We start from the raw sequence: 26362 nt of genomic DNA on the forward strand, positions 1-26362 counted from the left end.
CAACACCTTTATACGCCAAGCATCAAGCCAGCCCGCGGATTTGGGCTGCCCGCGGCCGGTTGCCCGCGCGGCGGGACCGAGTGTGTGCAAGCCCTCGGCGTAATCTGCACCGAGACCCTGATCCCGCTACGCACGGACCGCATGGCGGCGATAGAGTGAGGCGGTATATGGCCGCGGCGCTAGCGCCGGGCCTGCATCTCTGCGTGGGCCGAACGAGCCGTGCGCAGGCATTAAGCGACACGGACACGATCCGTGGAAGTGGAGAGATATCGCGTGGCTGCAGAACAAGGTACGGCGGATATTCTGAGCGGTCTGACCGTCGGCAAGCCCGACGGCGATCCCGAGGAGACCGCGGAGTGGATCGAATCCCTCGACCAGCTTATTCGCACCCAGGGCACCGAGCGCGCGCAGTACATCATGCGTTCGCTCCTCCAGCGTGCCGGTGCGCAGTCCGTGGGCGTGCCCATGGTCACGACGACGGACTACGTCAACACCATCCCCGCCGACCAGGAACCCGAGTTCCCCGGCGACGAGGAAATCGAACGCAAGTACCGCGCATGGCTGCGCTGGAACGCCGCCGTCATGGTGCACCGCGCCCAGCGGCCCGAGATCGGCGTCGGCGGACACATCTCGACCTACGCCGGTGCCGCCACCCTGTACGAGGTGGGCTTCAACCACTTCTTCAAGGGTAAGGACCACCCGAGCGGCGGTGACCAGGTGTTCTTCCAGGGTCACGCCTCCCCCGGCATGTACGCACGGGCGTACCTCGAGGGCCGCCTCACCGAAGAGGACCTGGACGGATTCCGGCAGGAGAAGTCGAAGGAGGGACACGCGCTGTCCTCCTATCCGCACCCCCGCCTGATGCCCGACTTCTGGGAGTTCCCCACGGTCTCCATGGGCATCGGCCCCATGAACGCCATCTACCAGGCGCAGTCCAACCGCTACCTGCACAACCGCGGTTTCAAGGACACCTCCGACCAGCAGGTCTGGGCCTTCCTCGGCGACGGCGAGATGGACGAGCCCGAGTCGCGCGGCCTGCTCCAGCTGGCCGCGAACGAGAAGCTCGACAACCTCAACTTCGTGATCAACTGCAACCTGCAGCGGCTCGACGGACCCGTCCGCGGCAACGGCAAGATCATGCAGGAGCTCGAGGCGTTCTTCCGTGGCGCCGGCTGGAACGTCATCAAGGTGGTCTGGGGGCGCGAGTGGGACTCGCTGCTCGCGAAGGACACCGACGGCGCACTGGTCGACATCATGAACCAGACGCCCGACGGCGACTACCAGACGTACAAGGCCGAGTCCGGTGGATTCGTCCGCGACCACTTCTTCGGGAAGTCGCCGGAGACCAAGGCGATGGTCGAGGACCTCTCCGACGACGAGATCTGGAAGCTCAAGCGCGGCGGCCACGACTACCGCAAGGTCTACGCGGCCTACAAGGCGGCCACGGAGTTCAAGGGCAAGCCGACCGTCATCCTCGCGAAGACCGTCAAGGGCTACGGCCTCGGCCCGCACTTCGAGGGGCGCAACGCGACCCACCAGATGAAGAAGCTGACCAACGCCGACCTGAAGGCGTTCCGCGACCACCTGCGCATCCCCGTCACCGACGAGCAGATCGACGACGACCTCTACAACGCCCCGTACTACCACCCGGGCGCCGACGCACCCGAGATCAAGTACCTCATGGAGCGTCGCCGCGAACTCGGTGGTTTCGTGCCGGAGCGTCGCACCAAGCACGCCGACGTCGTCCTGCCGGGCGACAAGGCGTACGAGATGGCCAAGCGCGGGTCCGGGAAGCAGATGGCCGCCACCACCATGGCGTTCGTCCGCATCCTGAAGGACATCATGCGTGACAAGGAGTTCGGCCGGCGAATCGCGCCGATCATCCCGGACGAGGCGCGCACGTTCGGCATGGACTCGTTCTTCCCCACGGCGAAGATCTACAACCCGAACGGCCAGAACTACCTGTCCGTGGACCGCGACCTGGTCCTGGCGTACAAGGAGTCCATCGAGGGCCAGATCCTGCACGCCGGCATCAACGAGGCCGGATCCATGGCGGCCTTCACCGCCGCGGGCACGGCCTACGCCACGCAGGGCGAGCCGCTGATCCCGATCTACGTGTTCTACTCGATGTTCGGTTTCCAGCGCACGGGTGACTCCATCTGGGCCGCGGCGGATCAGATGGCCCGCGGGTTCATCATCGGCGCGACCGCCGGCCGCACCACGCTGACGGGTGAGGGCCTGCAGCACGCGGACGGGCACTCGCCGATCCTCGCATCGACGAACCCCGCCGTGATCACCTACGACCCGGCCTTCGGGTACGAGATCGGGCACATCATGCGCGACGGTCTCAACCGGATGTACGGCGACATCGGTGACAAGCCGGAGTCCTTCCGCAATGTCATGTACTACATCACGGTGTACAACGAGCCGTTCGTGCAGCCCGCGGAGCCGGAGGAACTCGACGTAGAAGGGCTGCTGAAGGGGATCTACCTGCTCAAGCCGGCCAAGGTCGACGGTCCCCGCACCCAGCTGCTCGCCTCCGGCGTGGCGGTCCCCTGGGCCCTCGAGGCGCAGAAGATCCTCGCGAAGGACTGGGGTGTCTCGGCCGACGTGTGGTCCGTGACGTCCTGGAACGAACTGCGCCGCGACGGCCTCGCCGCCGAGGAGGAGGCCTTCCTCAACCCCGGCGCGGACGCGCGCAAGCCGTTCGTCACGCAGCAGCTCGAGGGTGCGACGGGCCCGATCGTCGCGGTCTCGGACTTCATGAAGGCCGTGCCCGACCAGATCCGCCAGTTTCTGCCGAACGAGTTCGCGACGCTCGGGGCCGACGGCTTCGGCTTCTCGGACACGCGGGCGGCAGCACGCCGGTTCTTCAAGATCGACAGCCACTCCGTCGTCGTCCGCGCGCTGGAGATGCTCGCCCGCCGCGGGGAGGTCGACGCGAACGCTCCGAAGGAAGCGATCGAGAAGTACCGCCTGCTCGACGTGAATGCCGGCACCACCGGCAACGCCGGCGGCGACGCCTAGCGTTCACGCCTCGTCGGAGGGCGACGGCGGGAGCAGCCCTGTGCTGCTCCCGCCGTCGCCCTTTTTGTAGCTCCTCCACAAATGGGAGCCGGGGACGCGGAGACCGTATGCTCGGAGGATGCCGCAGCCCGAAGATGTCCCCGGGAGCACCCGGAACGCCCCGGGCGCCATGAACGCCGGGACCGCCCCCGCGGACCCCGCCACCGTCGAGAAGCTCCGCGCCACGATCGGGTCCCTCTCCACGGCGACCCTGAAGCAGCTCGACACGGACCTGCCGTGGTACCGCGGACTGCGGGCCGACGAGCGGTCCGCCCTCGGCATGGTGGCCCAGAAGGGCATCGCGTCCTTCGTCAACTGGTACCAGAAGCCCGTCTCCCCCGCCTGGGTGCTCAGCGACGTGTTCGGCACCGCCCCCACCGAGCTCACCCGCTCCATCAGCCTGCAGAAGGCCCTGCAGCTCATCCGCGTGGTGGTGCAGGTCGTCGAGGACCACGTGCCGTTCCTCGCCCCCGCCGCCGATCAGGGGCCCCTCCGCGAGGCCGTGCTGCGATACTCCCGCGAGGTGGCCTTCGCCGCCGCCGACGTGTACGCGCGGGCCGCCGAGACCCGCGGATCGTGGGACACCCGCCTCGAGGCCCTCGTCGTCGACGCGATCCTGCGCGGCGAGAGCTCGGACGCGCTCCGCTCGCGCATCGCCGCGGTCGGCTGGACCTCACAGGCGCGCATCACGGTCATGGTGGGCAGCGCCCCGCAGGAACCGGACGCCGGCTTCCTCAACGAACTCCGGCGCGTCACGGGCCGCCTCGCCGAGGACGTGCTGGTCGGCATCCAGGGCGAGCGGCTCATCCTCGTGCTGGGCGGCGTGAAGGATCCGGCCAAGGCCTACCCGCGCGTCACCGAGCTGTTCGGCGCCGGCGCCGTCGTCCTCGGCCCGGAGTCGGACTCGCTCGTCGAGGCGAGCACCTCGGCGCAGGCCGCCTTCGCGGGGCTCACCGTCGCCCGCGCCTGGCCCGGGGCGCCCCGGCCGGTGTCCTCGGAGGACCTGTGGCCGGAGCGCGTGATGTCCGGCGACGACACCGCGCGGCGCGCCCTGGTCCGGACCATCTACCGGCCGCTGCTCGCGGCGTCCAACGGCCTGGAGCAGACATTGTCCGCGTACCTCTCCCTCGGGCACTCCCTGGAGGCGACGTCGCGGGCCCTCTTCGTCCACGCCAACACCGTCCGCTACCGGCTCCGCCGCGTCTGCGACGTGACCGGCTGGGACCCGCTGATCGCCCGCGAGGCCTTCGTGCTGCAGACCGCGCTGGTGGTCGGGCGCCTCGCGGCCCCGCCGCCCGATGACTTGTAGACTTCCTACAACACGGCACAGCCAGCTTGGTTCAGCCGAACACCCGATATTGCCCCACCGATTTGGAAAGCTGGAACAGTGCTTGCAATCGCCTGCCCCGGACAGGGCTCACAGACCCCGGGCTTCCTGAGCCCCTGGCTCGAGCTCCCCGGGGTGCGGGAGCACCTCGACGAGCTCAGCGACCGCGCCGGGACCGACCTCGTGCGGCACGGCACCGTCTCCGACGAGGAGACCATCAAGGACACCGCCGTCGCCCAGCCGCTCATCGTGGCCGCCGGACTCGTGACGGCCCGGGTGCTCCTCGACGGCTCCGCGCTCACCGCGGCCACCGTCGTCGCCGGCCACTCGGTCGGCGAGCTCACGGCATCCGCGGTGGCCGGGGCGCTCACCGAGGACGACGCCGTCGCCTTCGTCCGCGTGCGCGCCACGGCCATGGCGGAGGCTGCCGCCGCCCGACCCACCGGCATGAGCGCCGTCCTCGGCGGTGACGCCACCGAGGTGCTGGAGCGGCTCGCCGAGCTGGGCCTCACCGCGGCGAACGCGAACGGCGGCGGCCAGGTGGTGGCCGCGGGAACGCTCGGACAGCTGGCCGGGCTCGCCGCGCACCCTCCGGCCAAGGCACGCGTCATCGCCCTGAAGGTGGCCGGGGCCTTCCACACGGCCCACATGTCGCCGGCCGTCACCGCACTCGAGGCGCTCCGGCCGTCGCTCACGCCCGCGGACCCGGTAGCCACCCTCATGTCCAACTTCGACGGCCGCCCCGTCGCCACCGGCGAAGGCAACCTGGACAGCCTGATCGCCCAGGTCTCCCGCCCGGTCCGCTGGGACCTCTGCATGGAATCGATGCAGGCCATGGGCGTCACGGGCATGATCGAGCTGTCCCCCGCCGGGACCCTGACCGGGCTGGCGAAGCGCGGAATGCGCGGCACGGCGACCCTCGCCGTAAAATCGCCGGAGGACCTCGATGCGGCCCGCAGCTTCATCGAGGAGCACTCGCGGACCACGGACCTCGATCCGACCCTTACCTCCGAAGGACCCCAGTGAGCATCACCGCCATCAAGCAAGCCCCCCTCCGCGAGCACACGCGCATCCTCGGCGTCGGCGCATACCGGCCCGAGGTGATCGTCACCAACGACGACGTCTGCCAGTGGATCGACTCCTCCGACGAGTGGATCCGTCAGCGCACCGGCATCGTGACACGGCACCGTGCACCCCGTGACGTGAGCGTCATCGACATGGCGGAGGCGGCCTCCCGGGAGGCGCTCGCCGCCTCGGGCATCGACGCGTCGCAGCTCGGCGCCGTCCTCGTCTCGACCGTGACCCACCCCTACGCCACCCCCTCGGCCGCCGCGCAGCTGGCCGATCGGCTGGGGGCCACCCCGGCGCCCGCCTACGACATCTCCGCCGCCTGTGCCGGGTACTGCTACGGCATCGCCCAGGGCGACGCCCTGGTGCACGCCGGCACCGCCGAGTACGTGCTCGTGGTCGGCGTGGAGAAGCTCTCGGACTTCATCGACAACTCCGACCGCACCATCTCCTTCCTCCTCGGCGACGGCGCCGGCGCCGTGGTCATCGGTCCCGGCGACACCGCGGGCATCGGCCCGTCCGTCTGGGGCTCCGACGGCAGCAAGCACGAGGCGATCCGCATGACCCGGTCCCTGCTGGACGTCCGCGACTACGCGGCCGGCGTGGTGGCCACGGACGCCGAAGCCGCGGAGGACGGTGCCGAGGCCGAGAGCCTGTGGCCGACCATGCGCCAGGACGGTCCCTCGGTCTTCCGCTGGGCCGTGTGGGAGATGGCGAAGGTCGCCCAGCGGGCGCTCGACGCCGCCGGCGTCACCGCCGACGACCTGGCGGTGTTCCTCCCCCATCAGGCCAACATCCGTATCATCGACGAGATGGTGAAGCAGCTGAACCTGCCCGAGCACGTCCACGTCGCACGGGACATCGTGGACGCCGGCAACACCTCCGCCGCCTCGATCCCCCTGGCCATGCACCGGACCCTGAAGGAACAGCCGGAGCTCAGCGGCAAGCTGGCCCTGCAGATCGGCTTCGGTGCGGGCCTCGTATTCGGCGCGCAGGTCGTCGTCCTCCCCTAGTTTCCAAGCCCAGGCCGTGACAGCACGGTCTGACCAACCCCGCCGGTGCTCCGGCGACAAGAGAAAAGGAGCCATCATGGCTAGCAACGAAGAAATCCTGGCCGGCCTCGCCGAGATCGTCAACGAGGAGACGGGTCTGGCCCCCGAGTCCGTCGAGATGGACAAGTCCTTCACCGACGACCTCGACATCGACTCCATCTCGATGATGACGATCGTCGTCAACGCCGAAGAGAAGTTCGGGGTACGCATCCCCGACGAAGAGGTCAAGAACCTGAAGACCGTCGGCGACGCCGTCACCTTCATCTCGGGCGCGCAGGCCTAGTCCCTGCCCTTCCCGGGGTTGCGGCCGCTCCCGGCGTTCCCGCCGTGGGCGGCCGCACCCATCCCTCCGCTCCGGTGCCGCCGGCGCAGGCCCTAGCTTCGAAAGAGTGACCATGCCACGCAAAGTCGTCATCACCGGACTCGGTGCAACCACCCCGATCGGCGGGGATGTGCCCACCATGTGGGCCAACTCCCTCAAAGGGGTCTCCGGCGCACGGACCATCGAGGCGGACTGGGTGGCCCAGTACGAGTTGCCGGTGACCTTCGCAGCCCAGATCGCCACCCCCGCGTCGGAGGTCCTCTCCCGCGTCGAGGCGAAGCGCATGGATCCCTCCACGCAGTTCGCCGTCGTCGCGGCCCGTGAGGCCTGGCGCGACTCGGGCATCGAGGAGGTCGACAAGGACCGCCTCGCCGTGGCCTTCGCCACCGGCATCGGCGGCGTGTGGACCCTGCTCGACGCCTGGGACACCCTGCGCGAGAAGGGCCCCCGCCGGGTGCTGCCCATGACCGTGCCGATGCTGATGCCCAACGGACCCGCGGCCGCCGTGAGCCTCGACCTCGGAGCCCGCGCGGGAGCGCACACGCCGGTGTCCGCCTGCGCGTCCGGCACAGAGGCCCTGCACCAGGGACTCGAGCTGATCCGCTCAGGCAAGGCGGACGTGGTGATGTGCGGCGGCGCCGAAGCGGCGATCCACCCGATGCCCATCGCGGCCTTCGCGTCCATGCAGGCCCTGTCGCGGCGGAACGACGAACCGGAACTCGCCTCGCGCCCCTATGACACCGGCCGCGACGGATTCGTCATGGGCGAGGGCGCCGGAGCGCTCGTCATCGAGGCCGAGGAGCACGCCCTGGCCCGCGGCGCACGCATCTACGCCGAACTCGGCGGCACGTCGGTCACCGCCGACGCTTACCACATCACCGCCCCCGACCCGCAGGGTCTCGGCGCCACACGGGCTCTGAAGGCGGCCCTGTTCGACGCGCGGGCGCAGGCGGAGGACGTGGTGCACGTCAACGCCCACGCCACCTCCACCCCGGTCGGCGACAAGCCCGAGTACACCGCGCTGAAGGCGGCACTCGGCGCCCACATCGACCAGGTGGCCGTGTCGGCGACGAAGTCGCAGACGGGGCACCTCCTCGGCGCCTCGGGCGCTGTCGAGGCCGTCATGACGGTGCTGGCGATCCACGAGCGGAAGGCGCCGGTGACGATCAACCTCGACAACCAGGATCCCGAGATCCCGCTCGACGTCGTCACCGCGCCGCGCGACCTGCCGTCGGGCGACATCGTGGCGCTGAGCAACTCGTTCGGTTTCGGCGGCCACAACGCGGTCATCGTGCTGCGCAGCGTCTGACCGCCGTCCTCGGCATGCACGAAGGGCGCCACCACCGGTGGCGCCCTTCGTGCGTGCCCTGTCCTGCTACGTGCTCTGTCCTGCGTGCTCTGTCTTGCGTGCTCTGCGCGTCGCCGCGTCAGCCGACCTGGTGGAGCCAGCGCACGGGAGCCCCTTCCGCGGCGTACCGGAAGGGCTCGAGCTCCTCGTCCCAGGACTCGCCCAGCGCAAGGGACAGCTCGTGGTAGACGGCCGCCGGATCACCGGCTCCCGCCTCGTAGGCGTAGCGGATGCGGTCCTCGGTCACCATGATGTTGCCGTGGACGTCCGTGGTGGCGTGGAAGATGCCGAGCTCGGGCGTGTGCGACCAGCGGCCGCCGTCGGCACCGGCACTCTGTTCCTCGGTGACCTCGTAGCGGAGGTGGGCCCAGCCCCGGAGGGCGGAGGCGAGCTGCGCTCCGGTGCCCTGCGGACCGACCCAGGAGAGCTCGGCACGGAGCATTCCGGGCGCGGCAGGTTGCGGCGTCCACTCCATGTCGAGTCGCTTGTCCAGCACGGAGCCGACAGCCCACTCGACATGAGGGCACAACGCAGTAGGGGCTGAGTGCACGTACAAGACACCGCGCGCCATCACAACAGACATTCCATCCTCCATAGCTGTAGGTACGTCTTCCCCAACGACCTTCAACGGATGATGCAACGCGCAATGACCGGCAACTTCACGAGACCCACCCGCACACGGAGTGCGGGCTCGACCGAACTACTGCTTATTGTGCCGGACGGACGTGAATTTCGCCACTAGGTGCGTCGGCCCTCCTGCAGGTGTCCGCGGCGTCGGAGCGCGTCCTGCAGCCCGGGCCTCAGGCGCGCGGGTGGGCCTGCTCGTAGCTGCGCCGGAGCCGGTCCACGGACACGTGCGTGTAGAGCTGCGTCGTGGCGAGACTCGAGTGCCCCAGCAGCTCCTGCACCGCCCTCAGGTCGGCGCCGCCGTCGAGCAGGTGCGTCGCGGCGGTGTGCCGGAGGGCGTGCGGGCCGCGGGCCGCGGTGTCCCCGAGGGCGTCCAGCGCCTCCTTGACCTGGGCGCGGACGGCGCGCTGGTCGATGCGCCCGCCGCGGCGGCCCAGGAACAGCGCCGGCCCGCTCTTCTCGGTGAGCCATCGGGGGCGTCCGCGTCGGAGCCAGTCGTCGAGGGCGTGGGCGGCCGGCACCCCGTAGGGGACGGTGCGCTCCTTCGAGCCCTTGCCCAGTACGAGGAGCGTGCGCCGCTCCGTGTCGACGTCGTCGAGGTCGAGGCCCACCAGCTCCCCGACGCGTACACCCGTGGCATAGAGCACCTCCACCATGGCCCGCCGCTGGAGTTCGTGGGGATCGCCCTCGACGGACCGGTCCTCGAGGTCCTCGAAGAGGGACCCGGTCTGCGGCCCGCTGAGAACCGCGGGAAGGGACCTGCTGCGCTTGGGTGAGCGCAGGCGCAGGGCGGGGTTCGCCGGGATGAGCTCCTCGCGGACGGCCCAGTCCATGAAGGACCGGACCGACGCTGCCCGGCGTGCGATGGTGGCGCGGGACATACCGGCAGCGTCCAGCGCTCCCAGCCACGCCCGGAAATGGCTGAGCTCGAGCTCGCCCAGCGCCGCCACCCCGGACTGCGCCGCATGGGCGAAGAAGAGTTCCAGGTCCGTGCGGTAGGCCCGGACGGTGTGCGCCGAGCGGTTCCGCTCCCGCGTCAGGTACAGCTCGAAGCCCTGGGCGGCCGCCGCCAGCGCCTGCCCTCGTCCTGTGTTCTCGTGTGTCATCGTCCCTCCGGTACCAGTATCGCCGCCCGCGCACGGCACGGGGCGTCGACAGGCCCGGGGCGTGGGCAGTCCCGCCTCAGCGGGGGTCCCGGGAATGCGATGCCCCCGGGCCCGCCTCGAGGTCGAGCAGCGCCGTCTTCGTGCCGGCGCCCGCCGCATACCCGATGACGGCACCGGTGCTGCTCAGGACACGGTGCCCGGGGACGATGATGGAGACGGGATTGGCCCGCACGGCCGCCCCGATCGCCCGCCCCATGCGGGGGTTCCCCAGGTCGCGGGCGATGTCGCGGTAGCTGCGGTGCTGCCCGTACGGTATGCCCTGAACGGAGGCCCAGACGGATCGCTGGAAATCGGTACCGTGCAGGTCGACGGGCACCGCGAACCGGTGGCGGCGGCCGGCGAAGTACGCCCCCAGTTCCACCTCCGCCTGCTGCAGGAGAGCCAGCGTCGGTGCGGGCGCCGGAGGACCCGACGCGCGGTCGGCAGCATCGAGGTCGACAGCATCGACAGCGTCATCGGCACTATCGGCACCGGTCGCGGCACACGGGCGGCCAGGGTCGCGGCGGCTCGGGGCACACTCGGAGCCGCCGGGTACGTGCCGCCCGAGGAGGCGTGGTGGAGGTTCGGGTGAATGGTCGGCGTGGTAGAGACCGACGATCGCGGTGGGGCCGGCGACGATGCGCAGCACCCCGACGGGTGTCGGTATCTCGACGTGCCATCGCTCGTCCTCGACGGCAGGGTTGCTACGGTTCACGACGTCCTCCTGGTGGATTCACTGATCCGTTCACTGGTGGTGATCATTGGTGGGGGCCATGGGTGGCTTCACGAGTGCGTCGGACCTCGGCACCCGGTGGTCACAGGGTTCGGTCGCTCTGCGGATCCGAGCACTCCGATGCCTGTCAGTCCTTCCGGCGCCAGCCGCCCGCCGCCCTGGCAGCGAGACCGGCCAGTTCGAGGCGGGCCAGTCCGGCGAGGACGTCGCGTGGAGCAAGGCCGGCGACGGCCGCCAGTTTGTCGACGGTCGTCGAGGCGTGCAGGGGCAGGCCGTCCAGCAGCAGCAGGTCGGGGATCGACAGTCCGTCCTGCGCGCGTCGATGGACGGCGCCCTCCCTGCGCCGGTCCCCCGACGGACAGCTCCCGAACGGTCCGGCGAGTTCCGCGACGTCCGCGGCGTCCGTGACGCACACCGCGCTGCCGTCCCTGAGCAGCCGGTGACATCCGGCCGAGTTCGCCGAGTGCACGGAACCGGGTACGGCACCGACCGCGCGCCCCAGCCCGGCCGCGTGGTGGGCGGTGTTCAGGGCACCGGAGCGCCAGCGGGCCTCGACCACCACCGTCACGGCGCCCAGGGCGGCGATCAGCCGGTTCCGCTGGAGGAACCGGTAGCGGGTGGGCGAACTGCCGGGCGGCACCTCCGAGATCAGCAGTCCCCTGTCCGCGACGGTCCTCAGGAGCTCCTCGTTGCCGGCGGGGTAGTACCGGTCCACGCCGCAGGCCAGCAGGGCGATGGTCGGAGGGACGTCGCTCTCCTGGGACGAGGCGATCGCTGCCCGATGGGCCTGGGCGTCGATGCCGTAGGCCCCTCCCGAGACCACCGAGTAGCCGCGCAGGGCGAGACCGGCCGCGAGCTCCGTCGTCACCGACGCCCCGTAGGCGGTGCTGTCCCTCGACCCGACGATCGCGGCGAGGCGTGCCTGCGTGGGGATGCGCGCCCGGCCCCTCACCCACAGGCACAGGGGTCGCGCGAGCTGCAGGTCGTCCAGCGCCTCCGGCCATTCCTCTGTCTCGGGCGTGACGAGCCTGCCACCGAGTCTCTCCAGTGTGGCGAGGTCCCGCTCGGGCGCGAGGTCCTGCAGGCGCGGCCCCCAGCGGGCCAGACCGTCCTTCAGCGGATCCCCGGAACCGTCGGACAGGTCGAGGGCGTCCCTCAGGGAGCGCCGGCCGGCAGGACCCGCATCGACCTCACCGCGGATGATGCGCAGGGCATCCTCCGGGCCCACGACCGCCACCAGTGCCATGCCGACCGTGTCCGACGGTTCGAAGAGCCGCGAGAGGGCCGCCCGGGCGAGTGTGTCCCCCGCCGCCCGGCTCACGCCGCACGCTCCTGGATGCGGAAGGCCAGGGCCGTGACGACGTCGTCCGCCTCCGGCCGCGCTCGGCCGGCGAGATCGGCGATCGTCCAAGCGACGCGGAGCACCCTGTCCCAGCCCCTCGCGCTGACGAGATTCCTGTCCAGCGCAAGGTCGAGGGACGCCGTCACGGTCCGCGGGAGGGCGAGCTCACCCCGCAGGACACGCCCCGGGACCTCCGCGTTCGAGGCGTAGTCCCAGCGCCGCAGCCTGTCCCGCTGCGCGGCGCGTGCGCCGGCAACCCGGACGGCGACGGCGGCGGAGGTCTCCGCTCCCCGGGTATCCGCGTAGTCCGCGAGGCTCACCCTCTGCACGGCCAGCTGCAGGTCGACGCGGTCCAGCAGGGGTCCTGACAGGCGGTTGAAGTACCGCCGGCGCTGCTGGGCCGTGCACAGGCAGTCGATCCCCTTGCCGCTGGCCAGGCCGCAGGGACAGGGGTTGAGCGCCAGGACGAGCTGGAACCGTGCAGGGTAGGACGCCGTGCCCGACGCGCGGTGGAGCACCAGGCGACCGCTTTCGAGCGGCTCCCGCAGCGCCTCGAGGACGCGACGCTCGTACTCCGGGGCCTCGTCGAGGAACAGGATGCCCCGATGGGCTCTCGACGCCGCTCCCGGCCTCGGTATACCGCTGCCCCCGCCGATGATCGACGCGGGCGTCGCCGTGTGGTGAGGGCTCTCGAACGGGGGCTTCCGGACGAGTTCCGTGCAGTACCGGTCACCGCTGAGACTGTGGATCGCCGTCACCTCCATGGCCTGCTCGTCCTCGAGGTCGGGCAGGATGCCGGGCAGGCGTTCCGCGAGCATCGTCTTGCCCGCGCCGGGCGGTCCGACCATGAGCAGGTGATGGGAACCCGCCGCGGCGATCTCGAGGGCGAAGCGGGCCTCCTGTTGCCCCGCGATGTCCGAGAGGTCCTTCAGGGACTCGGACGGCGCCGCTGCGGGGCCGGGACCGCTGCTGCCCACCGGGTCCGGCAGGCGCACCAGCGCAGCGTCCGCGCCGAAGGCGAGGGCCACCTCGGCCAGTGTCCGGAAGGAACGGACCTCGGCCGCCGGGACGAGCGCGGCCTCGGCAGCGTTCTCCACGGCCACCACGATGCCCCGGTGCCCGGCGTCCACGGCCGCCATCACCGCCGGCAGTACGCCGCGCACGGGTCGGAGTTGCCCGTCCAGACCCAGCTCCGCGAGGAAGACCGTGGTCCCGCAGCCGCGGACGTCCCCCGCTGCAGACAGCGCCGACATGACGATGGCGAGGTCGAAGGCCGATCCGCGCTTGGGCAGGGACGCCGGGATGAGGTTCACCGTGATCTTGCGCCGGCTCAGCGGGACGCCCGCGTTGCGAGCCGCCGCCCGGATGCGGTCCTTGGCCTCGTTGAGCGACGCATCGGGCAGGCCGAGCAGCACGAAGGCCGGCAGGGTCTGCCCGATGTCCGCCTCGACCTCGATGACGTGCCCGTTCATGCCGACGAGGGACACGGCGTACGTCCGTCCGAGCGCCATCAGATCATGGCCCGGACGTGCTCGATCCGCGGGGTCCCCGAGCCGTCGTCGAGCACCCCGACGGCGTCGATGCGGAACCCGCTGAACCTCAGGCTGTGCGCCCGCGCCCATCTGGACGCCAGCAGGTACAGCCGCTCGAGCTTGGCCGCGGTGATGGATTCCAGCGGCTGCCCGAAATCGTCCGAGCTCCGGGTCTTCACCTCGACGATCACGAGTGTGGACCCGTCGACCGCCACGAGGTCGATCTCCCCCGCCGGGCACCGCCAGTTGCGGTCCACGATCCTCAGTCCCGCCTGTTGCAGATAGGCGGCGGCCGTCGCTTCCCCGCGACGTCCCAGTTGATCCTTGGCCAGCATGGGCCTCACCTCCTCCACCAGACTCGGGGAACCGGAGCGGACGCGGGTCGCGGGGAACGGCTATGTGGACAACCCCGGGCCCGGGTGACGCGAGAGGAGCGCGACCGCAGAATCCTGTGGCATCCGACGGGCCCGACCTCGTACCGTGGTGGGGCGACGCCGTGGTGGCGCCGGTACGAGCCGAAGGAGGACACGGTGGCCGCAGAGGATCTCACAGCCGGCGGGAGCGAGGCCGATCGGCAGGAGCAGGGTGTCCCGGACCAGGCGGCCGATACGGCGCCCGGCGGGACGATCACGGGCGCAGGGACAGGCGAGGGGACGGGAGGGTCCGAGGCCGATCTGCAGGAGCAGGCCGCGGCGGTCCAGGACGAGAGCGGGTCCGGCGGAGGGATCGCCGGCGAGGGGACGGGCGGCTCCGAGGCCGACCGGCTCGAGCAGGCGGCGGACGTGCCGATCGACGGCGACGACGCCTTCCCGTACGGCGGGACGGACGACAGCCCGACCGCCTGACGGCGGCCGGGAGGCCGGCATCAGTTGCCCAGCGTGCCGTCCTTCGGCAGGGCGATGTCGTCGGACTTCGACAGCTCCTCCACGTTGACGTCCTTGAAGGTGATCACGCGGACGTTCTTCACGAACCGCGCCGAACGGTAGACGTCCCAGACCCAGGCGTCCTGCAGCGTCAGGTCGAAGTAGACCTCGCCGTCAGCCGAACGGGCCTGCAGATCCACCGTGTTCGCCAGGTAGAACCGGCGTTCGGTCTCGACGACGTAGCTGAAGAGCCCTACGACGTCCCGGTACTCGCGGTAGAGCTGGAGCTCCATGTCGGTTTCGTAGTTCTCAAGATCTTCGGCACTCATCCGTTCATCATCCTCCACTTTCCACGCGTGCTGCGCCGGGGCCGTCCGCACGGCCCAGGCGCCAGGTCTTCCGGTGATACTCGCTCGGCCCGGCGGCGTCGATCGCCGCGCGGTGCGCCTCGGTGGCGTAGCCCTTGTTCCCGTCCCAGCCGAACGCGGGGTGGCCGGCGGCGAGCGACACCATCCGGGCGTCGCGCTCCACCTTCGCCAGCACGCTCGCGGCCGCGACGCTCTGGCACGTCAGGTCCGCCTTGATCCGCGTGTGCACCGGGGCGGTGCAGCGGGCGGGCTCGACGGGCGCCGCCCCGCCGCCGGTCTCGAAGAGCAGTCCCTGGGGTCGCGCCGAGAGCCAGTCGTGGTTGCCGTCAAGGATGACGGCGTCCGGGGTGACGGTGTCGAGGACCGACGCCCAGGCCCGGGCACCGGCGGTCCGCAGGGCGGCCATGAGCCCGTGCTCGTCGATCTCGGCGGCGGAGGCGTGCCCCACGGCGCAGGCGACGGACCAGCGGCGGATGCGCGGGACCAGCGCCTCGCGGTGCGCCGGCAGGAGCAGCTTGCTGTCCCGCACGCCGGGCAGGCTCCTCGCGGCGTCCAGGTCGACGACGACGATCCCGACGGAGACCGGCCCGGCCAGCGCTCCCCGGCCCACCTCGTCGCACCCGGCGATGAACCGGTGCCCCGCGGCGGCGAAGGACCGTTCGACGCTCAGCGTGGGTGCCGCGATGCGCTTCGTCCGGGGTGGAGTCATGATCCTGCGGGCGCGGGCTCGGGGACGCCGTCGAACACGTCCGGGTGGTTCCCGAGGAACCCAATCCGGTTCAGGGGCCAGGCGATGACGGCGGCCTTGCCCTCGATGTCGTCGATGGTGACGAAGCCCTTGCCGGGCTTGTCGCCGTTGGCGCGTGAGTCCGCCGAGGCGTTCCGGTGATCGCCCATGACCCAGACCTTGCCGTCGGGGACCACCACGTCGAACGGGATGTCGGACGGCGTGGCGCCGGGGAAGAGGTAGGGCTCCTCGAGCGGTTCCCCGTTGACGGTGATCCGGCCGTCGGCGTCGCAGCAGATGACGTGGTCGCCCGGGAGGCCGATGATGCGCTTGACGAGGTGCTGCTGGGACTCGTCCGGGGCGAGGCCGATGAAGATCAGCGCCTCCTTCAGCACGCTGACCGGCGCCTCCTCCTGGGGCGGCAGCCACCCTTCCGTGTCGCGGAAGACGACGATGTCGCCGCGCTGGAGATCGAAGGGCTGCGGGACGAGCTGGTTGACGAAGATGCGGTCGTCGATCTCGAGGGTCTCCTCCATGGAGCCCGACGGGATGAAGAACGCCCGGAACAGGAAGGTCTTGATGAGGAAGGACAGCACCAGCGCGATCACGACGATCGTGGCGATCTCCTTCAGCCACGCACCGAAGCCGCGGTCGGCATCCTTCCTGCCACGCGAGGAGTCCCTGGAGGCGCCGTCCGCGGCCCCGGTGCCCGGCTCGAACGCGTGTGCTGCGGGTGCCTCGGCTCCCGTGGGCGACTTCCTGCGGAAGCTGCGTGCCATGTGAAAGGTTTCCTCTGTGGTCGTGACACCCGGCGCAACCCCGGGTGCGGTCCTGCTGGTACGGCGTCCGTGCCGCTACGACGTCGCCGCGGGCCGCTCGACCGGGGCGAACCGGTCAAGTGGCCAGACTAGCTGAAAGGCCCGACCGATGATCCGATCCTCGGCGATGAGCCCTCCGCCCGGCGCGCCCAGCAGCGAGCGGGAGTCCATGGACGCCGAGCGGTGGTCGCCGAGGAGCCACAGCCGCCCCTCCGGGACGACGACGTCGAACGCGTCCTCGCTCGGCGCGTCGCCCGGGTACACGTACGGTTCGTCGATCGCCGTCCCGTTGACGGTCAAGCGTCCGTCGTCGCCGCAGCACGCCACGCGGTCCCCGCCGACGCCGATCACGCGCTTGACGTAGACGGTGTCGCTGCCGGTGAGCCCCAGCCACTGGCCTGCAGCGGCGACGACGCGCTCGGGCAGGCTGCGCGGATCGGTGATGGGGTCGAACGAGCCGCGGCCGTCGAACACGACGACGTCGCCCCGCCGGACCTCCCCGGGCGTGTCCTCCAGCTTCGTGACGAGCACGCGGTCGCCCTCGGACAGCACGGGTTCCATGGATGCGGAGGGGATGAAGTAGACGTCGACGAGGAAGCCGCGCACGAGTCCGGTGACGAGGACCGCGACGACGACGGCGGAGAACACGAAACGCCAGCCCACGGGATGGGACCGGCGTTTCGGGTGCTCTCCGGCCGGTGACCGGGAAGCGGGGGTGGACTGCACCAGAGGGTTACTTGACCGTCTTGGGGTCGCGCTTCTCCTTGATCTTGGCAGCCTTGCCGCGCAGTTCGCGCATGTAGTACAGCTTCGCGCGGCGCACGTCGCCCTTGGAGACGACCTCGATCCTGTCGAGGACCGGGCTGTGGACGGGGAACGTACGCTCCACGCCGACACCGAAGCTCACCTTGCGGACCGTGAAGGTCTCGCGGATGCCGTCGCCCTGGCGGCCGACGACGAAGCCCTTGAAGATCTGAACACGGGTGTTCTTGCCTTCGATGATGTTGACGTGGACGTTGACGGTGTCGCCGGCACGGAAGTCGGGGACGTTGTCGCGGAAGGATCCGGCGTCTACGGAGTCGAGGATATGCATGCTGATTCTCCTGGTGAACGCCACAGGTCATTCACGTTGGTCACGGCGGACAAGGACAGGACCAGGGGCCCTGGCAATGCCGCCGAAGCAGGTTTCCCGGCCGATCCGGAGAGTCGGCGGCCGGTGCGCGCTAACTGTTGGCCGGACACCCCCTGTGGCAGGGTCCGGCCCAGTGGGCACAATCTCCGATTATTCCACAGCAGCGGCGTCAACCGCTAATGCGCGGTCCGCGTGAGCCGGCCGTCGACGACGTCGAACCCCGCCTCGCGGAGCGCCGTGAGGTCCGCCCTGGACAGTGCGGCCGTGTCGACGGCGGCGAGCAGGTCGGGCCGCCGGTCGGCCGTCCGGTGGAACTGCTCCAGGCGCCGCCACTGGGCGATCCTCGCGTGGTTGCCGCTGAGCAGCACCTCGGGGATGTCCCGTCCGCGCCAGGAGGACGGCTTGGTGTACACCGGGTACTCGAGGAGCCCGTCGGCGTGGGACTCCTCGACGAGCGACTCGGGGTTGCCGACGACGCCGGGGATGAGCCGGCCCACGGCCTCGACCATGGCGAGCACGGCCACTTCCCCGCCGTTGAGGACGTAGTCGCCGAGGGAGACCGGCCGGACGTCGAACTCCGCGCGCGCCCAGTCGATGGCGCGTTCGTCGATCCCCTCGTACCTCCCGCACGCGAAGACGAGGTGGTCGAGGTCCGCGAACTCGTGGGCCATGGCCTGGTCGAACACCGCCCCGGCGGGCGAGGGGACCACGAGCGTGGGACGCCGCGGGGCCGCGGGTGCCTCGGCCAGGACGGCCTCGAGGGCCAGGGCCCACGGCTCGGCCTTCATCACCATGCCGGCGCCGCCGCCGTAGGGGGTGTCGTCCACCGTCCGGTGCCGGTCCGTCGTGAAGGCACGGAGGTCGTGGACGCGCACGTCGAGCACACCGTCCTGCCGCGCCTTGCCGATCAGGGACAGGTCGAGGGCGGCGAGGTACTCCGGGAAGATGGAGACGACGTCGATGCGCACTAGTCGCGGGCCTCACCGGACGCGACGTCGTCGCCGTCGTCCGGCGCCTGGTTGGACCCGGGGGTGTTGAGGTCGAACAGTCCCGCGGGCGGCACGACGGTCACGAAGCCCGCCTCCGGGTCGACCTCCGGGACGATCTCGCCCACGAACGGCACGAGGGCCTCGTGCCCGTCGGCGAGCTCGACCACCAGGAGGTCCTGCACGGCCATGGTCCGCAGCCCGGCCACCCTGCCCACGGACCGTCCGTCCACGCGCACGTCGAGGCCCACGAGCTCGTGCTCGTACCAGGCGTCGTCCTCGTCGTCGGACTCGGTGGTGTCGATGAACAGCTGGGCTCCGCGCAGCGTCTCGGCCTGGTTGCGGTCGGCGACCTGCTCGAAGCCGACGATCAGGATGTCCTTGTTCCAGCGCGCGCGGACCACGGTGAGCTCCGTGACGACGGCGCCCTCCACGCGGAAGGTCTCGCCGGCGTCGAACCGGTCCTCGGGTGCGTCGGTGAACAGCTGGACGGTCACCTCGCCCCGGATGCCGTGCGGCTTGCCGATCCTCGCTACGAGTACGTCCATGGTGGTGCTCCTGCTGTCGCGTCGGGGGGTGGACCGGGGTGGACCGGGGTGGTTCGGGTGTTCCATGAGATCGGCCCCATCACCATGTCCTGGTGATGGGGCCGATTCGGTTCGTGCCTGGCTCTGGGAGGGTCAGCCCCGGCGGCGGTCGGTGTCGACGACGTCGACGCGCACCGGCTCACCGTTCGCGAGGGCGGCGACCACCGTGCGCAGTGCGCGGGCGGTGCGCCCCTGGCGGCCGATCACGCGGCCGAGGTCCTCCTGGTGCACGCGCACCTCGAGCGTCTCGCCGCGACGGTTGTTCTTCGCGGAGACCCGGACGTCGTCCGGGTTGTCGACGATGCCGCGGACGAGGTGCTCCAGAGCTTCGGCGAGCAACCTACTCCGCCTCGGTTGCTTCCGTGGCGGCGTCGTCGTTCTTCTTCGCCTTCGGCGTGATCGCCTCGGGGACGATGACGGAACCCTTCTCGGGGGCGACGAACGACTCCTTGGCCGCCTTGGTCCTCAGGGTGCCTTCCTGGCCCTTGAGTCCCTTGAACTTCTGCCAGTCGCCCGTGATCTTGAGCAGGACGGAGACCTGCTCGGTCGGCTGGGCGCCGACTCCCAGCCAGTACTGGGCACGCTCGGAGTTGATCTCGATGAACGAGGGCTCCTCGGTCGGGTTGTACTTGCCGATCTCTTCGAGGGCACGGCCGTCACGCTTGGAGCGTGCATCCATGACGACGACACGGTAGAACGGTGCGCGGATCTTGCCCATGCGCTTGAGGCGAATCTTTACGGCCACTTGTGTGGTCACTCCTTGTAAATGAAAAGGGGCGAACCCGTCGTCCTGCTCCCGTGGGGCGGGCCATTCAGAGGGGTTCAAAGGACACAATTCACGCACAGAGAGAGGGGCTGCACGGATCGAGTACGAGTCCATTGTGCCAGACAGGCGTAAATTAGGCGATTCAGGCACACTGTGCGCGGCCTCCCGACGGGGAGCACCGCGAGCGCCTGGATCCGGGCGCATCCGACGCCACCCATCCCCCATGAGCAGGAGAACAGGAAACACCATGACCGACGTGACACGGACGCTCGAGGGTATCGAGATCCCCATCCCGGAGGGCGCGGACGAGGAAGTCGCCGCCGCGGTCACCGGCATCTACACGGAGGGCATCATCGCGAAGAAGCAGGCCTTCTCCCGCGCATGGGCCGAACAGCTGCGCGAGGACATCGACGTGGCGTTCGAGGAGGCCCTGTCGCGGCCGAACGGCGCCGTGGGACGGGGCCCGAAGCGCTACTACGTCGAGATCCACCCCGAGCAGCTGAGGGGCTGGCTCGAACTGGTGGACCACCCCTGGGTCCGCATGGTCTGCGAGTCGGTGCTCGGTCCGGACTACCAGATCGTGGAACTGGGCTTCGACGTGCCGGGTGTCGGTGCCGTGAACCAGCCGTGGCACAGGGACTTCCCGATGCCCGACGAGACCCGCACGAACCGCCGCCTGACGTCGCTGGCGTTCAACGTGACCGCCGTCGACACCGAGCAGGACATGGGCCCCTTCGAGGTCGCGCCGACCACCCAGTGGGACCTCCCCGAGGGCTTCGACCACGAGATGTTCCCGCCGAAGGGCGCGTACCCGCGCTACGAGTCGCTGGCGCAGCGGAAGTTCCCGCAGATGGGTGACATCTCGGCACGCTCGGCCCTCACGATCCACCGGGGAACCCGCAACGAGTCGCAGAAGTCCCGGCCCGTCCTCGTGCTCGGCGTCGACGCCCCGGGGGCGGGCAACGCCGAGCACCACGACATGGCGGTCACCCGCGGGTTCTACGAGTCGCTGCCCCAGCGCGTGCGGGACCACCTCGGCTGCCCGGTGGTCGAGACGCTGACCCCGATCACCCAGAAGCACTCGATCGAGGGCCTGATGATGGGCGAGGCCTAGGCGCGGTCCGCGACCTCCACCCTCAGGCGGTTGCGCCACGGGTCCTCGAAGCGCAGTTCGGCCCCCGTGTGGTGGCTTCCGATCCCGGCGGAGGCGAGGCGGTCGGCGAGGGCTGCCACCTCGTCGGCCGCCGGGACGCGGATGAGGACCTCGCCGAGGCCGAGGGTGTCCTTCCGCGGTCCGGCGTCCCTGCTGTTCCAGACGTTCATGGCCATGTGGTGGTGGTACCCGCCGGCCGAGACGAACAGGGCCTGGTCGTGCCAGCCCGCCGTGCGCTCGAAGCCGAGGACGTCGACGTAGAAGCGGCGGGCGGTGTCGACGTCGCCCACCTGGAGGTGCACGTGCCCCACCGTCGCACTGCCGGACTCCGGCGAGGACGCAGCGGCCTCGGTGAGGTGCGTGCTGATGTACTCCCGCGGCGGCAGGGGCAGGCTCCCCATCGTCACCTCGCGGTTGCCGCGCCCGTCCTCCGTCCACCCCCACGTACCGCGCGGCCGGTCGACGTAGAGTTCGATGCCGTTGCCCTCGGGATCGCTGAAGTAGAACGCCTCACTGACGAGGTGGTCCGCGCTGCCCACGTAGGCGCTCTGCGGGTGCCGGGCGGCGGAGGCGACGGCGGCCGCGAGGTCCGCGCGATCGGCGAAGAGCAGGGCGGTGTGGAACAGGCCCGCCTCACCGCGGCCCGGGAGCCGCAGGTGGCGTGCCTCCTCGAGGCGGAGCACGGCGCTCCCCCGGCGGCCGAGGACGACGGCGTCGGAGCCGTCGACGAGCACCTCGAGGCCGAGGGCGGTGGCGTAGTAGCCGGACATGGAGGCCAGGTCGCCGACCTTCAGCGTCAGCGGACCCATGGCGGTGGCGGCGGGCAGGAGATCCTGGGGGGACATGCGACTCCTCGGGGTGCGGTCGGTGGTACCCGGCACAACTCGTTGAAGCTTCAAGTTATTCCCGGGCCGCCGCGGTCCGGCCGGGCAGGCAGCGCGGCGGTGGTCCGCCATGCGGCGAGGTTCAGGCTGCCGCGTCCAGCCGCGCCGAGGCCAGGAACGCGCGGATCAGCGCGGCGCCCTCCGCGGAGTCGTGCGGACGGTGGCCGCCCGGCGCGATGCGGTGGACGGCGCCGGTGCCCGCGAGGTACTCGGCCACCTCCTCGTACAGCGGCTCCCACCCGCCCGTGAGCACGAGCGTCGGCACGCCGGGGACGATCGACAGGGGCGCCTCCCACGGGGGGCTCTGGAGCCGCAGCCGGGCGGCATCGAGCCGCGCCTCGGGCGTGACGGGCATGCGTGCGTCAGCGTCGAAAACGCGGCGGACGAACGCCCGCAGGAAGTCGTCGTCCGACATGGCGGCCCGGTCGGCGAACAGGGGTGCCATCCGTGCGATGTGCGCCGCGGTCGCCGGGAGGTCCGCCGTCAGCGACAGGCAGGCGGGCTCGACGAGGGTGAGCGTGCGCACGAGATCCGGGCGCTCGACGGCGAGCATCATGGCCGGGACGGCACCCTGCGAATGCGCGACGAGGTGGCCTCCGCCGCCAAGGGCCTCGGCGATGATGGCCTGGTCGCGGCCGTGGTCGGTGGCGAGCGGTTCCTCCACCGCCGAGAAGCCGTGCCTCCGGACGTACAGGCAGTCGTGGTCGAGGGACAGCCCGTGCTGGCGCGGCCAGGCAGCGGCACCGAAGGAACCGCTGCCGTGGACGAACACCACGCGCTCGGGCGACATCACCGTGCCCCGACCTCCGTCAGGGGACCACCGTCCGTCATGAGAGGGCTACTTGCCGAGGAACTTGTCGAAGCCCTTGGGGAGGTTCATGGCCGACGGGTCGAAATCCTGCTGACCGCCGAAGGCGGCCCCGGTGGGCGCGGCGGTGCGGGCCGCCGCACGTCGTGCCTCGGCTTCCTGCAGCTCCTGCGCGGCCTTCGCGGGATTGCCCGAGCGGGGCTTCTTCTTGCCCTTCGCAGCGGCCGCCTTCTTGCGCGGACCCCCGAAGCCACCGGGTCCGGCCATGCCGGGCATCCCCGGGATGCCACCGCCCGAGGCCATCTTCCGCATCATCTTCTGCGCTTGGCCGAACCGTTCCAGCAGCCCGTTCACCTCGGACACGTGCACGCCGGAACCGCGGGCGATCCTCGCACGGCGCGAGCCGTTGATGATCTTCGGCGCGAGGCGTTCGTGCGGGGTCATCGAGCGGACGATCGCCTCCACGCGGTCGATCTCCCGCTCGTCGAAGTTCTCCAGCTGCTCCCGCATGTTGGCCGCGCCCGGCATCATCATGAGCATCTTCTTCATGGAGCCCATGTTGCGGATCTGCTGCATCTGGGCGAGGAAGTCGTCGAGGGTGAAGTCCTCCTGGTCGGCGAACTTCTTCGCCATCCGGGCAGCTTCGTCCTTGTCCCAGGACTGTTCGGCCTGCTCGATCAGGGTCAGGATGTCGCCCATGTCGAGGATGCGCGAGGCCATCCTGTCGGGGTGGAACAGCTCGAAGTCGTTCAGTCCCTCACCCGTGGAGGCGAACATGACCGGCTTACCCGTGACGGAGGCGACCGAGAGGGCGGCACCGCCGCGGGCGTCGCCGTCGAGCTTGGTCAGCACGACGCCCGTGAAGTCCACGCCCTCGTTGAAGGCGAGCGCGGTGTTGACGGCGTCCTGGCCGATCATCGCGTCGATGACGAACAGCACCTCGTCGGGGCTGATCGCGGCGCGGATATCCGCGGCCTGCTGCATGAGCTCGGCGTCGACGCCGAGGCGACCGGCGGTGTCGACGATGACGACGTCGTGGAGGCGGGCGCGGGCCTCGGCGACACCCTGGCGGGCGACGGCGACGGGGTCGCCGGTGGCCGCCTCGAACTCTGAGCTGACGCCGGGGTGCGGGGCGTACACGGGGACGCCGGCTCGCTCACCGTTGACCTGGAGCTGCCGGACGGCGTTGGGGCGCTGGAGGTCGCACGCGACGAGCAGCGGGCTGTGGCCCTGGCCCTTGAGCCACTTGGACAGCTTCCCGGCGAGGGTGGTCTTTCCCGCACCCTGCAGGCCGGCGAGCATGATGACCGTCGGCGGGTTCTTCGCGAGCCGGAGGCGGCGCGTCTCCCCGCCGAGGATCCCCACGAGTTCCTCGTTGACGATCTTGACGACCTGCTGGCCCGGATTCAGTGCCTGGGAGACCTCGAGGCCGAGGGCGCGCTCCTTGACCGCGGCCGTGAAGGCGCGGACCACGGGCACCGCGACGTCGGCGTCGAGCAGGGCGCGCCTGATCTCGCGGACCGTCGCGTCGATGTCCGCCTCGGTGAGGCGGCCCTTGCCGCGCAGGTTCTTGAAGGTCGCAGTCAGCCGGTCGGAGAGTGAATTGAACACGTGCCGTGCACTTCTTTCATCGGGAAGGATGGAGACTCAACTCCCTAGGGTATCAACTGGGGGTGCCGGGAGGACGACCCCGCGGAGCCGCCGTCGGCCGCCCGGCGCAACTGCGCCCGCATCGTCGGAGAGCAGGACACCCGCGGGGATAAGTGGCAAGGTGAAGAGGTGGACACTGAACTGCTCGCCGAACACGACACCATCCCCGCCGACGCCGAGACGCGCGTGAGGACGCTGCTGATCCTGGGTGCCTCCGGTGACCTGACGGGCCGGCTCCTCCTCCCGGGTCTCGCACGGCTCATCCGCCTCGGCCGCGCCGACGGGCTGCGGCTCGTGGGCGCCGGGTCCGACGACTGGACGGACGAGCAGTGGCGTGAGCGCCTCGACGGCGCCTTCGCCGCCGCCATGGAGAAGGCGGACGAGCGCGGGCGCGCCTCGCTGCAGCAGGTACGGGACGACAGCTCCTACCGCTTCATCGACGTCACGCAGGACGGCCTGGCCGCGCTCGTCAGCACCCTCGAGGGCCCGGTGGCGATCTATTTCGCACTGCCGCCCGCCGTCAGCCAGATGGCCTGCAGCGCCCTGGGCCCGGATTCCCTGCCGAAGAGCACGCGCCTGGTGATGGAGAAGCCGTTCGGCACGGACCAGGCCAGCGCGCACCGCCTCAACAGCAAGCTCTCGAAGCTCGTCCCCGAGCAGAACATCCACCGGGTGGACCATTTCCTCGGCAAGGCGACGGTGTTCAACATCCTCGGCCTCCGGTTCGCCAACCGCATCCTGGAGCCGGTGTGGAACAACCTGCACATCGAGAAGGTCGAGGTGATCTTCGACGAGGACCTCGCCCTCGAGAACCGCGCCCGCTACTACGACGGCGCAGGCGCCCTCCGCGACATGATCCAGAGCCACCTCCTCCACGTGATGGCGCTGCTGGCGCTCAACGCGCCGTCGACCCTGCACGAGCGGGACCTGCGCGACCACATCGGGTCGATCCTCCGGGCGAGCTCCGTGGACCTCGACGCCCCGGGCAGCAGCCGCCGCGCACGGTACACGGCGGGCACGATCGGAGACCGGACGATCGTCGACTACGCCGACGAGCCCGGCGTGGACCCCGCCAGGGGCACCGAGACGCTCGCGGAAGTCACGGTCTCCATCAACAACGAGCGGTGGTCGGGCGTCCCGTTCGTCCTGCGCTCCGGCAAGGCGCTCGGCGTCAAGCGCAAGGAGGCGGTCATCACGTTCCGGCCGGTCAGCCACCTGCCGCTGGGCTTCACGGGCCAGGACGCGCCGACGAAGCTGCGCATCGGGTTCGGGCCCGACACCCTGCAGCTGGAGCTCGACGTGAACGGGCCCGGCGACATCTTCTCGCTGGACCGGGCCACCCTCAGCGCCGACCTCAACGAATCGGACCTGCTCCCCTACGGCGAGGTGCTCGACGGCGTCCTGGCGGGCGACCCGACCCTCTCCGTCCGGGGCGACACCGCCGAGGACTGCTGGCGGATCGTGGAACCCGTCCTCACGGCGTGGGCGCAGGACCGGGTGCCCCTCGAGGAGTACACCGCAGGATCCGCGGGCCCCGACACCTGGCCGTCGTCGCACGGTAGGGCCTGACCGCACACCGTTCCCGGCCGCGGTGCGGTGCCTCCGACCCCTCCCGGGTTCCTTGTATTCGCCGCTTGTATTCGCCGCCGTCGAGCGTAGAATCCGATGTCATTCGTTGGTGTACAGCGAATGACTCGCGCCAATGCGCACGGCCCGGTCCGTCCTGGGCGTGTCGGTCCCCGGACCGACGCCCCCGGGTGCCGGCTTCCCGCCGGCGCACTGTCGAGCGACGGTGTGGCGGAGGACGCCATGCCGCTCACTCGGGCTGCGGACCCCCCTCCCCGGGGTTCTCCTCGGCCTCACGGGCACCAGCCCACCACGTCTGACCTTCGAGCCGCCGCCGCGTCGCGCGCAGGCGAAGTGAGCGCGGTCCGTCACGAGATCCCCGCCGCTCGAGCGCAGGGAAGGGCCGCGGACACCCGTGCGAGGCCGGCTGCGGCCGTGAAGGCTACGGAGTGTCCGCGTTACTCGTCGAACCACGCGTCAGAAGGACCGAAC

Annotated in this window: 27 protein-coding genes; 9 read left to right on the forward strand and 18 right to left on the reverse strand. The window is 70.6% G+C overall.

Translation table 11 applies throughout. From position 1 onward, the window contains the following. Positions 1-273: 273 nt before the first annotated feature. From aceE to fabF, 6 genes are all read left to right on the forward strand, one after another. On the forward strand, positions 274-3027 hold the full coding sequence (gene aceE, locus V6S67_RS10625) for a pyruvate dehydrogenase (acetyl-transferring), homodimeric type (RefSeq protein ID WP_334210222.1): 2754 nt from the start codon (positions 274-276) through the stop codon (positions 3025-3027). Positions 3028-3196: 169 nt separating this feature from the next. Next, positions 3197-4375, forward strand: a complete 1179-nt coding sequence (locus tag V6S67_RS10630; RefSeq protein WP_334211574.1) for a PucR family transcriptional regulator — start codon at positions 3197-3199, stop codon at positions 4373-4375. Positions 4376-4453: 78 nt separating this feature from the next. Continuing rightward, positions 4454-5419 (forward strand): ACP S-malonyltransferase, encoded by a 966-nt coding sequence (locus V6S67_RS10635; protein WP_334210223.1) that lies wholly within the window; start codon positions 4454-4456, stop codon positions 5417-5419. A gap of 2 nt (positions 5420-5421) precedes the next feature. After that, positions 5422-6474 carry a beta-ketoacyl-ACP synthase III gene (locus V6S67_RS10640; protein ID WP_442884879.1) on the forward strand — a complete coding sequence of 351 codons (1053 nt, stop codon included), beginning with the start codon at positions 5422-5424 and terminating at the stop codon, positions 6472-6474. 76 nt (positions 6475-6550) lie between these two features. After that, positions 6551-6796 carry an acyl carrier protein gene (locus V6S67_RS10645; protein WP_026552001.1) on the forward strand — a complete coding sequence of 82 codons (246 nt, stop codon included), beginning with the start codon at positions 6551-6553 and terminating at the stop codon, positions 6794-6796. 112 nt (positions 6797-6908) lie between these two features. Beyond that, the gene (gene fabF / locus V6S67_RS10650) at positions 6909-8144 is read left to right on the forward strand and encodes a beta-ketoacyl-ACP synthase II (RefSeq protein WP_334210225.1); all 1236 of its coding nucleotides are present in this window, start codon (positions 6909-6911) and stop codon (positions 8142-8144) included. Between the two features lie 118 nt (positions 8145-8262). Here fabF and V6S67_RS10655 read toward each other — a convergent pair whose 3' ends face one another. The 6 genes from V6S67_RS10655 to V6S67_RS10680 all read right to left on the reverse strand — a co-directional run bounded on the left by V6S67_RS10655 (position 8263) and on the right by V6S67_RS10680 (position 13897). Next, positions 8263-8766: a DUF3145 domain-containing protein gene (locus V6S67_RS10655; RefSeq protein WP_334210226.1), complete on the reverse strand. Its 504-nt coding sequence runs from the start codon at positions 8764-8766 to the stop codon at positions 8263-8265. 217 nt (positions 8767-8983) lie between these two features. Continuing rightward, positions 8984-9916 carry a tyrosine recombinase XerC gene (locus V6S67_RS10660; protein ID WP_334210227.1) on the reverse strand — a complete coding sequence of 311 codons (933 nt, stop codon included), beginning with the start codon at positions 9914-9916 and terminating at the stop codon, positions 8984-8986. 76 nt (positions 9917-9992) lie between these two features. Beyond that, positions 9993-10670, reverse strand: a complete 678-nt coding sequence (locus V6S67_RS10665; RefSeq protein WP_334210228.1) for a methylated-DNA--[protein]-cysteine S-methyltransferase — start codon at positions 10668-10670, stop codon at positions 9993-9995. A 145-nt stretch (positions 10671-10815) separates the two neighbouring features. Beyond that, positions 10816-12009 (reverse strand): DNA-processing protein DprA, encoded by a 1194-nt coding sequence (gene dprA / locus V6S67_RS10670; RefSeq protein WP_334210229.1) that lies wholly within the window; start codon positions 12007-12009, stop codon positions 10816-10818. After that, the gene (locus V6S67_RS10675) at positions 12006-13541 is read right to left on the reverse strand and encodes a YifB family Mg chelatase-like AAA ATPase (RefSeq protein ID WP_334210230.1); all 1536 of its coding nucleotides are present in this window, start codon (positions 13539-13541) and stop codon (positions 12006-12008) included. The genes dprA and V6S67_RS10675 overlap by 4 nt, the downstream gene beginning before the upstream one ends. Next, positions 13541-13897: a YraN family protein gene (locus V6S67_RS10680; RefSeq protein ID WP_442884772.1), complete on the reverse strand. Its 357-nt coding sequence runs from the start codon at positions 13895-13897 to the stop codon at positions 13541-13543. Before V6S67_RS10680 ends, V6S67_RS10675 begins: the two co-directional genes overlap by 1 nt. A gap of 195 nt (positions 13898-14092) precedes the next feature. On the opposite strand from V6S67_RS10680, the gene V6S67_RS10685 reads away from it, so the two are divergent. Next, the gene (locus tag V6S67_RS10685; protein WP_334210232.1) at positions 14093-14407 is read left to right on the forward strand and encodes a hypothetical protein; all 315 of its coding nucleotides are present in this window, start codon (positions 14093-14095) and stop codon (positions 14405-14407) included. A gap of 20 nt (positions 14408-14427) precedes the next feature. Here the strand turns inward: V6S67_RS10685 and V6S67_RS10690 are convergent, their stop codons facing one another. The 9 genes from V6S67_RS10690 to rpsP form a co-directional block, all read right to left on the reverse strand. Further along, positions 14428-14754 carry a DUF2469 domain-containing protein gene (locus V6S67_RS10690; protein ID WP_105031007.1) on the reverse strand — a complete coding sequence of 109 codons (327 nt, stop codon included), beginning with the start codon at positions 14752-14754 and terminating at the stop codon, positions 14428-14430. Between the two features lie 7 nt (positions 14755-14761). Continuing rightward, the gene (locus tag V6S67_RS10695; RefSeq protein WP_334210233.1) at positions 14762-15502 is read right to left on the reverse strand and encodes a ribonuclease HII; all 741 of its coding nucleotides are present in this window, start codon (positions 15500-15502) and stop codon (positions 14762-14764) included. Next, positions 15499-16299 (reverse strand): signal peptidase I, encoded by an 801-nt coding sequence (gene lepB / locus V6S67_RS10700; protein ID WP_334210234.1) that lies wholly within the window; start codon positions 16297-16299, stop codon positions 15499-15501. Before lepB (V6S67_RS10700) ends, V6S67_RS10695 begins: the two co-directional genes overlap by 4 nt. 75 nt (positions 16300-16374) lie before the next feature. Beyond that, entirely contained in the window at positions 16375-17064 is a 690-nt protein-coding gene (gene lepB / locus V6S67_RS10705) for a signal peptidase I (protein WP_442884773.1), read from the reverse strand. A gap of 7 nt (positions 17065-17071) precedes the next feature. Continuing rightward, entirely contained in the window at positions 17072-17431 is a 360-nt protein-coding gene (gene rplS, locus V6S67_RS10710; protein ID WP_104166690.1) for a 50S ribosomal protein L19, read from the reverse strand. Between the two features lie 215 nt (positions 17432-17646). Then, complete coding sequence (trmD, locus tag V6S67_RS10715; RefSeq protein ID WP_334210235.1) at positions 17647-18438, reverse strand: tRNA (guanosine(37)-N1)-methyltransferase TrmD; 792 nt, start codon at positions 18436-18438, stop codon at positions 17647-17649. Then, positions 18438-19004, reverse strand: coding sequence for a ribosome maturation factor RimM (gene rimM / locus V6S67_RS10720; RefSeq protein ID WP_334210236.1), 567 nt, complete (start codon positions 19002-19004; stop codon positions 18438-18440). Before rimM ends, trmD begins: the two co-directional genes overlap by 1 nt. A 132-nt stretch (positions 19005-19136) precedes the next feature. Continuing rightward, entirely contained in the window at positions 19137-19382 is a 246-nt protein-coding gene (locus tag V6S67_RS10725; protein ID WP_104050540.1) for an RNA-binding protein, read from the reverse strand. A gap of 1 nt (position 19383) precedes the next feature. Next, positions 19384-19788 carry a 30S ribosomal protein S16 gene (gene rpsP / locus V6S67_RS10730; RefSeq protein WP_334210237.1) on the reverse strand — a complete coding sequence of 135 codons (405 nt, stop codon included), beginning with the start codon at positions 19786-19788 and terminating at the stop codon, positions 19384-19386. A 268-nt stretch (positions 19789-20056) separates the two neighbouring features. Between rpsP and V6S67_RS10735 the strand changes: the two genes are divergently transcribed. Continuing rightward, entirely contained in the window at positions 20057-20923 is an 867-nt protein-coding gene (locus V6S67_RS10735) for a phytanoyl-CoA dioxygenase family protein (protein ID WP_334210238.1), read from the forward strand. Here V6S67_RS10735 and V6S67_RS10740 read toward each other — a convergent pair. From V6S67_RS10740 to ffh, 3 genes are all read right to left on the reverse strand, one after another. Next, positions 20920-21807, reverse strand: coding sequence for a VOC family protein (locus tag V6S67_RS10740; RefSeq protein ID WP_334210239.1), 888 nt, complete (start codon positions 21805-21807; stop codon positions 20920-20922). The two genes, V6S67_RS10735 and V6S67_RS10740, sit on opposite strands and share 4 nt — an antisense overlap. 121 nt (positions 21808-21928) lie before the next feature. Further along, on the reverse strand, positions 21929-22636 hold the full coding sequence (locus V6S67_RS10745; RefSeq protein ID WP_334210240.1) for an alpha/beta fold hydrolase: 708 nt from the start codon (positions 22634-22636) through the stop codon (positions 21929-21931). A 48-nt stretch (positions 22637-22684) separates the two neighbouring features. Further along, complete coding sequence (ffh, locus tag V6S67_RS10750; RefSeq protein WP_334210241.1) at positions 22685-24265, reverse strand: signal recognition particle protein; 1581 nt, start codon at positions 24263-24265, stop codon at positions 22685-22687. 168 nt (positions 24266-24433) lie between these two features. Between ffh and V6S67_RS10755 the strand changes: the two genes are divergently transcribed. Beyond that, complete coding sequence (locus V6S67_RS10755) at positions 24434-25873, forward strand: glucose-6-phosphate dehydrogenase (RefSeq protein ID WP_334210242.1); 1440 nt, start codon at positions 24434-24436, stop codon at positions 25871-25873. Positions 25874-26362 lie beyond the last annotated feature (489 nt).

It is taken from the genome of Arthrobacter sp. Soc17.1.1.1, from assembly GCF_036867195.1.
In the GTDB taxonomy this organism is placed as follows: domain Bacteria; phylum Actinomycetota; class Actinomycetes; order Actinomycetales; family Micrococcaceae; genus Arthrobacter_D.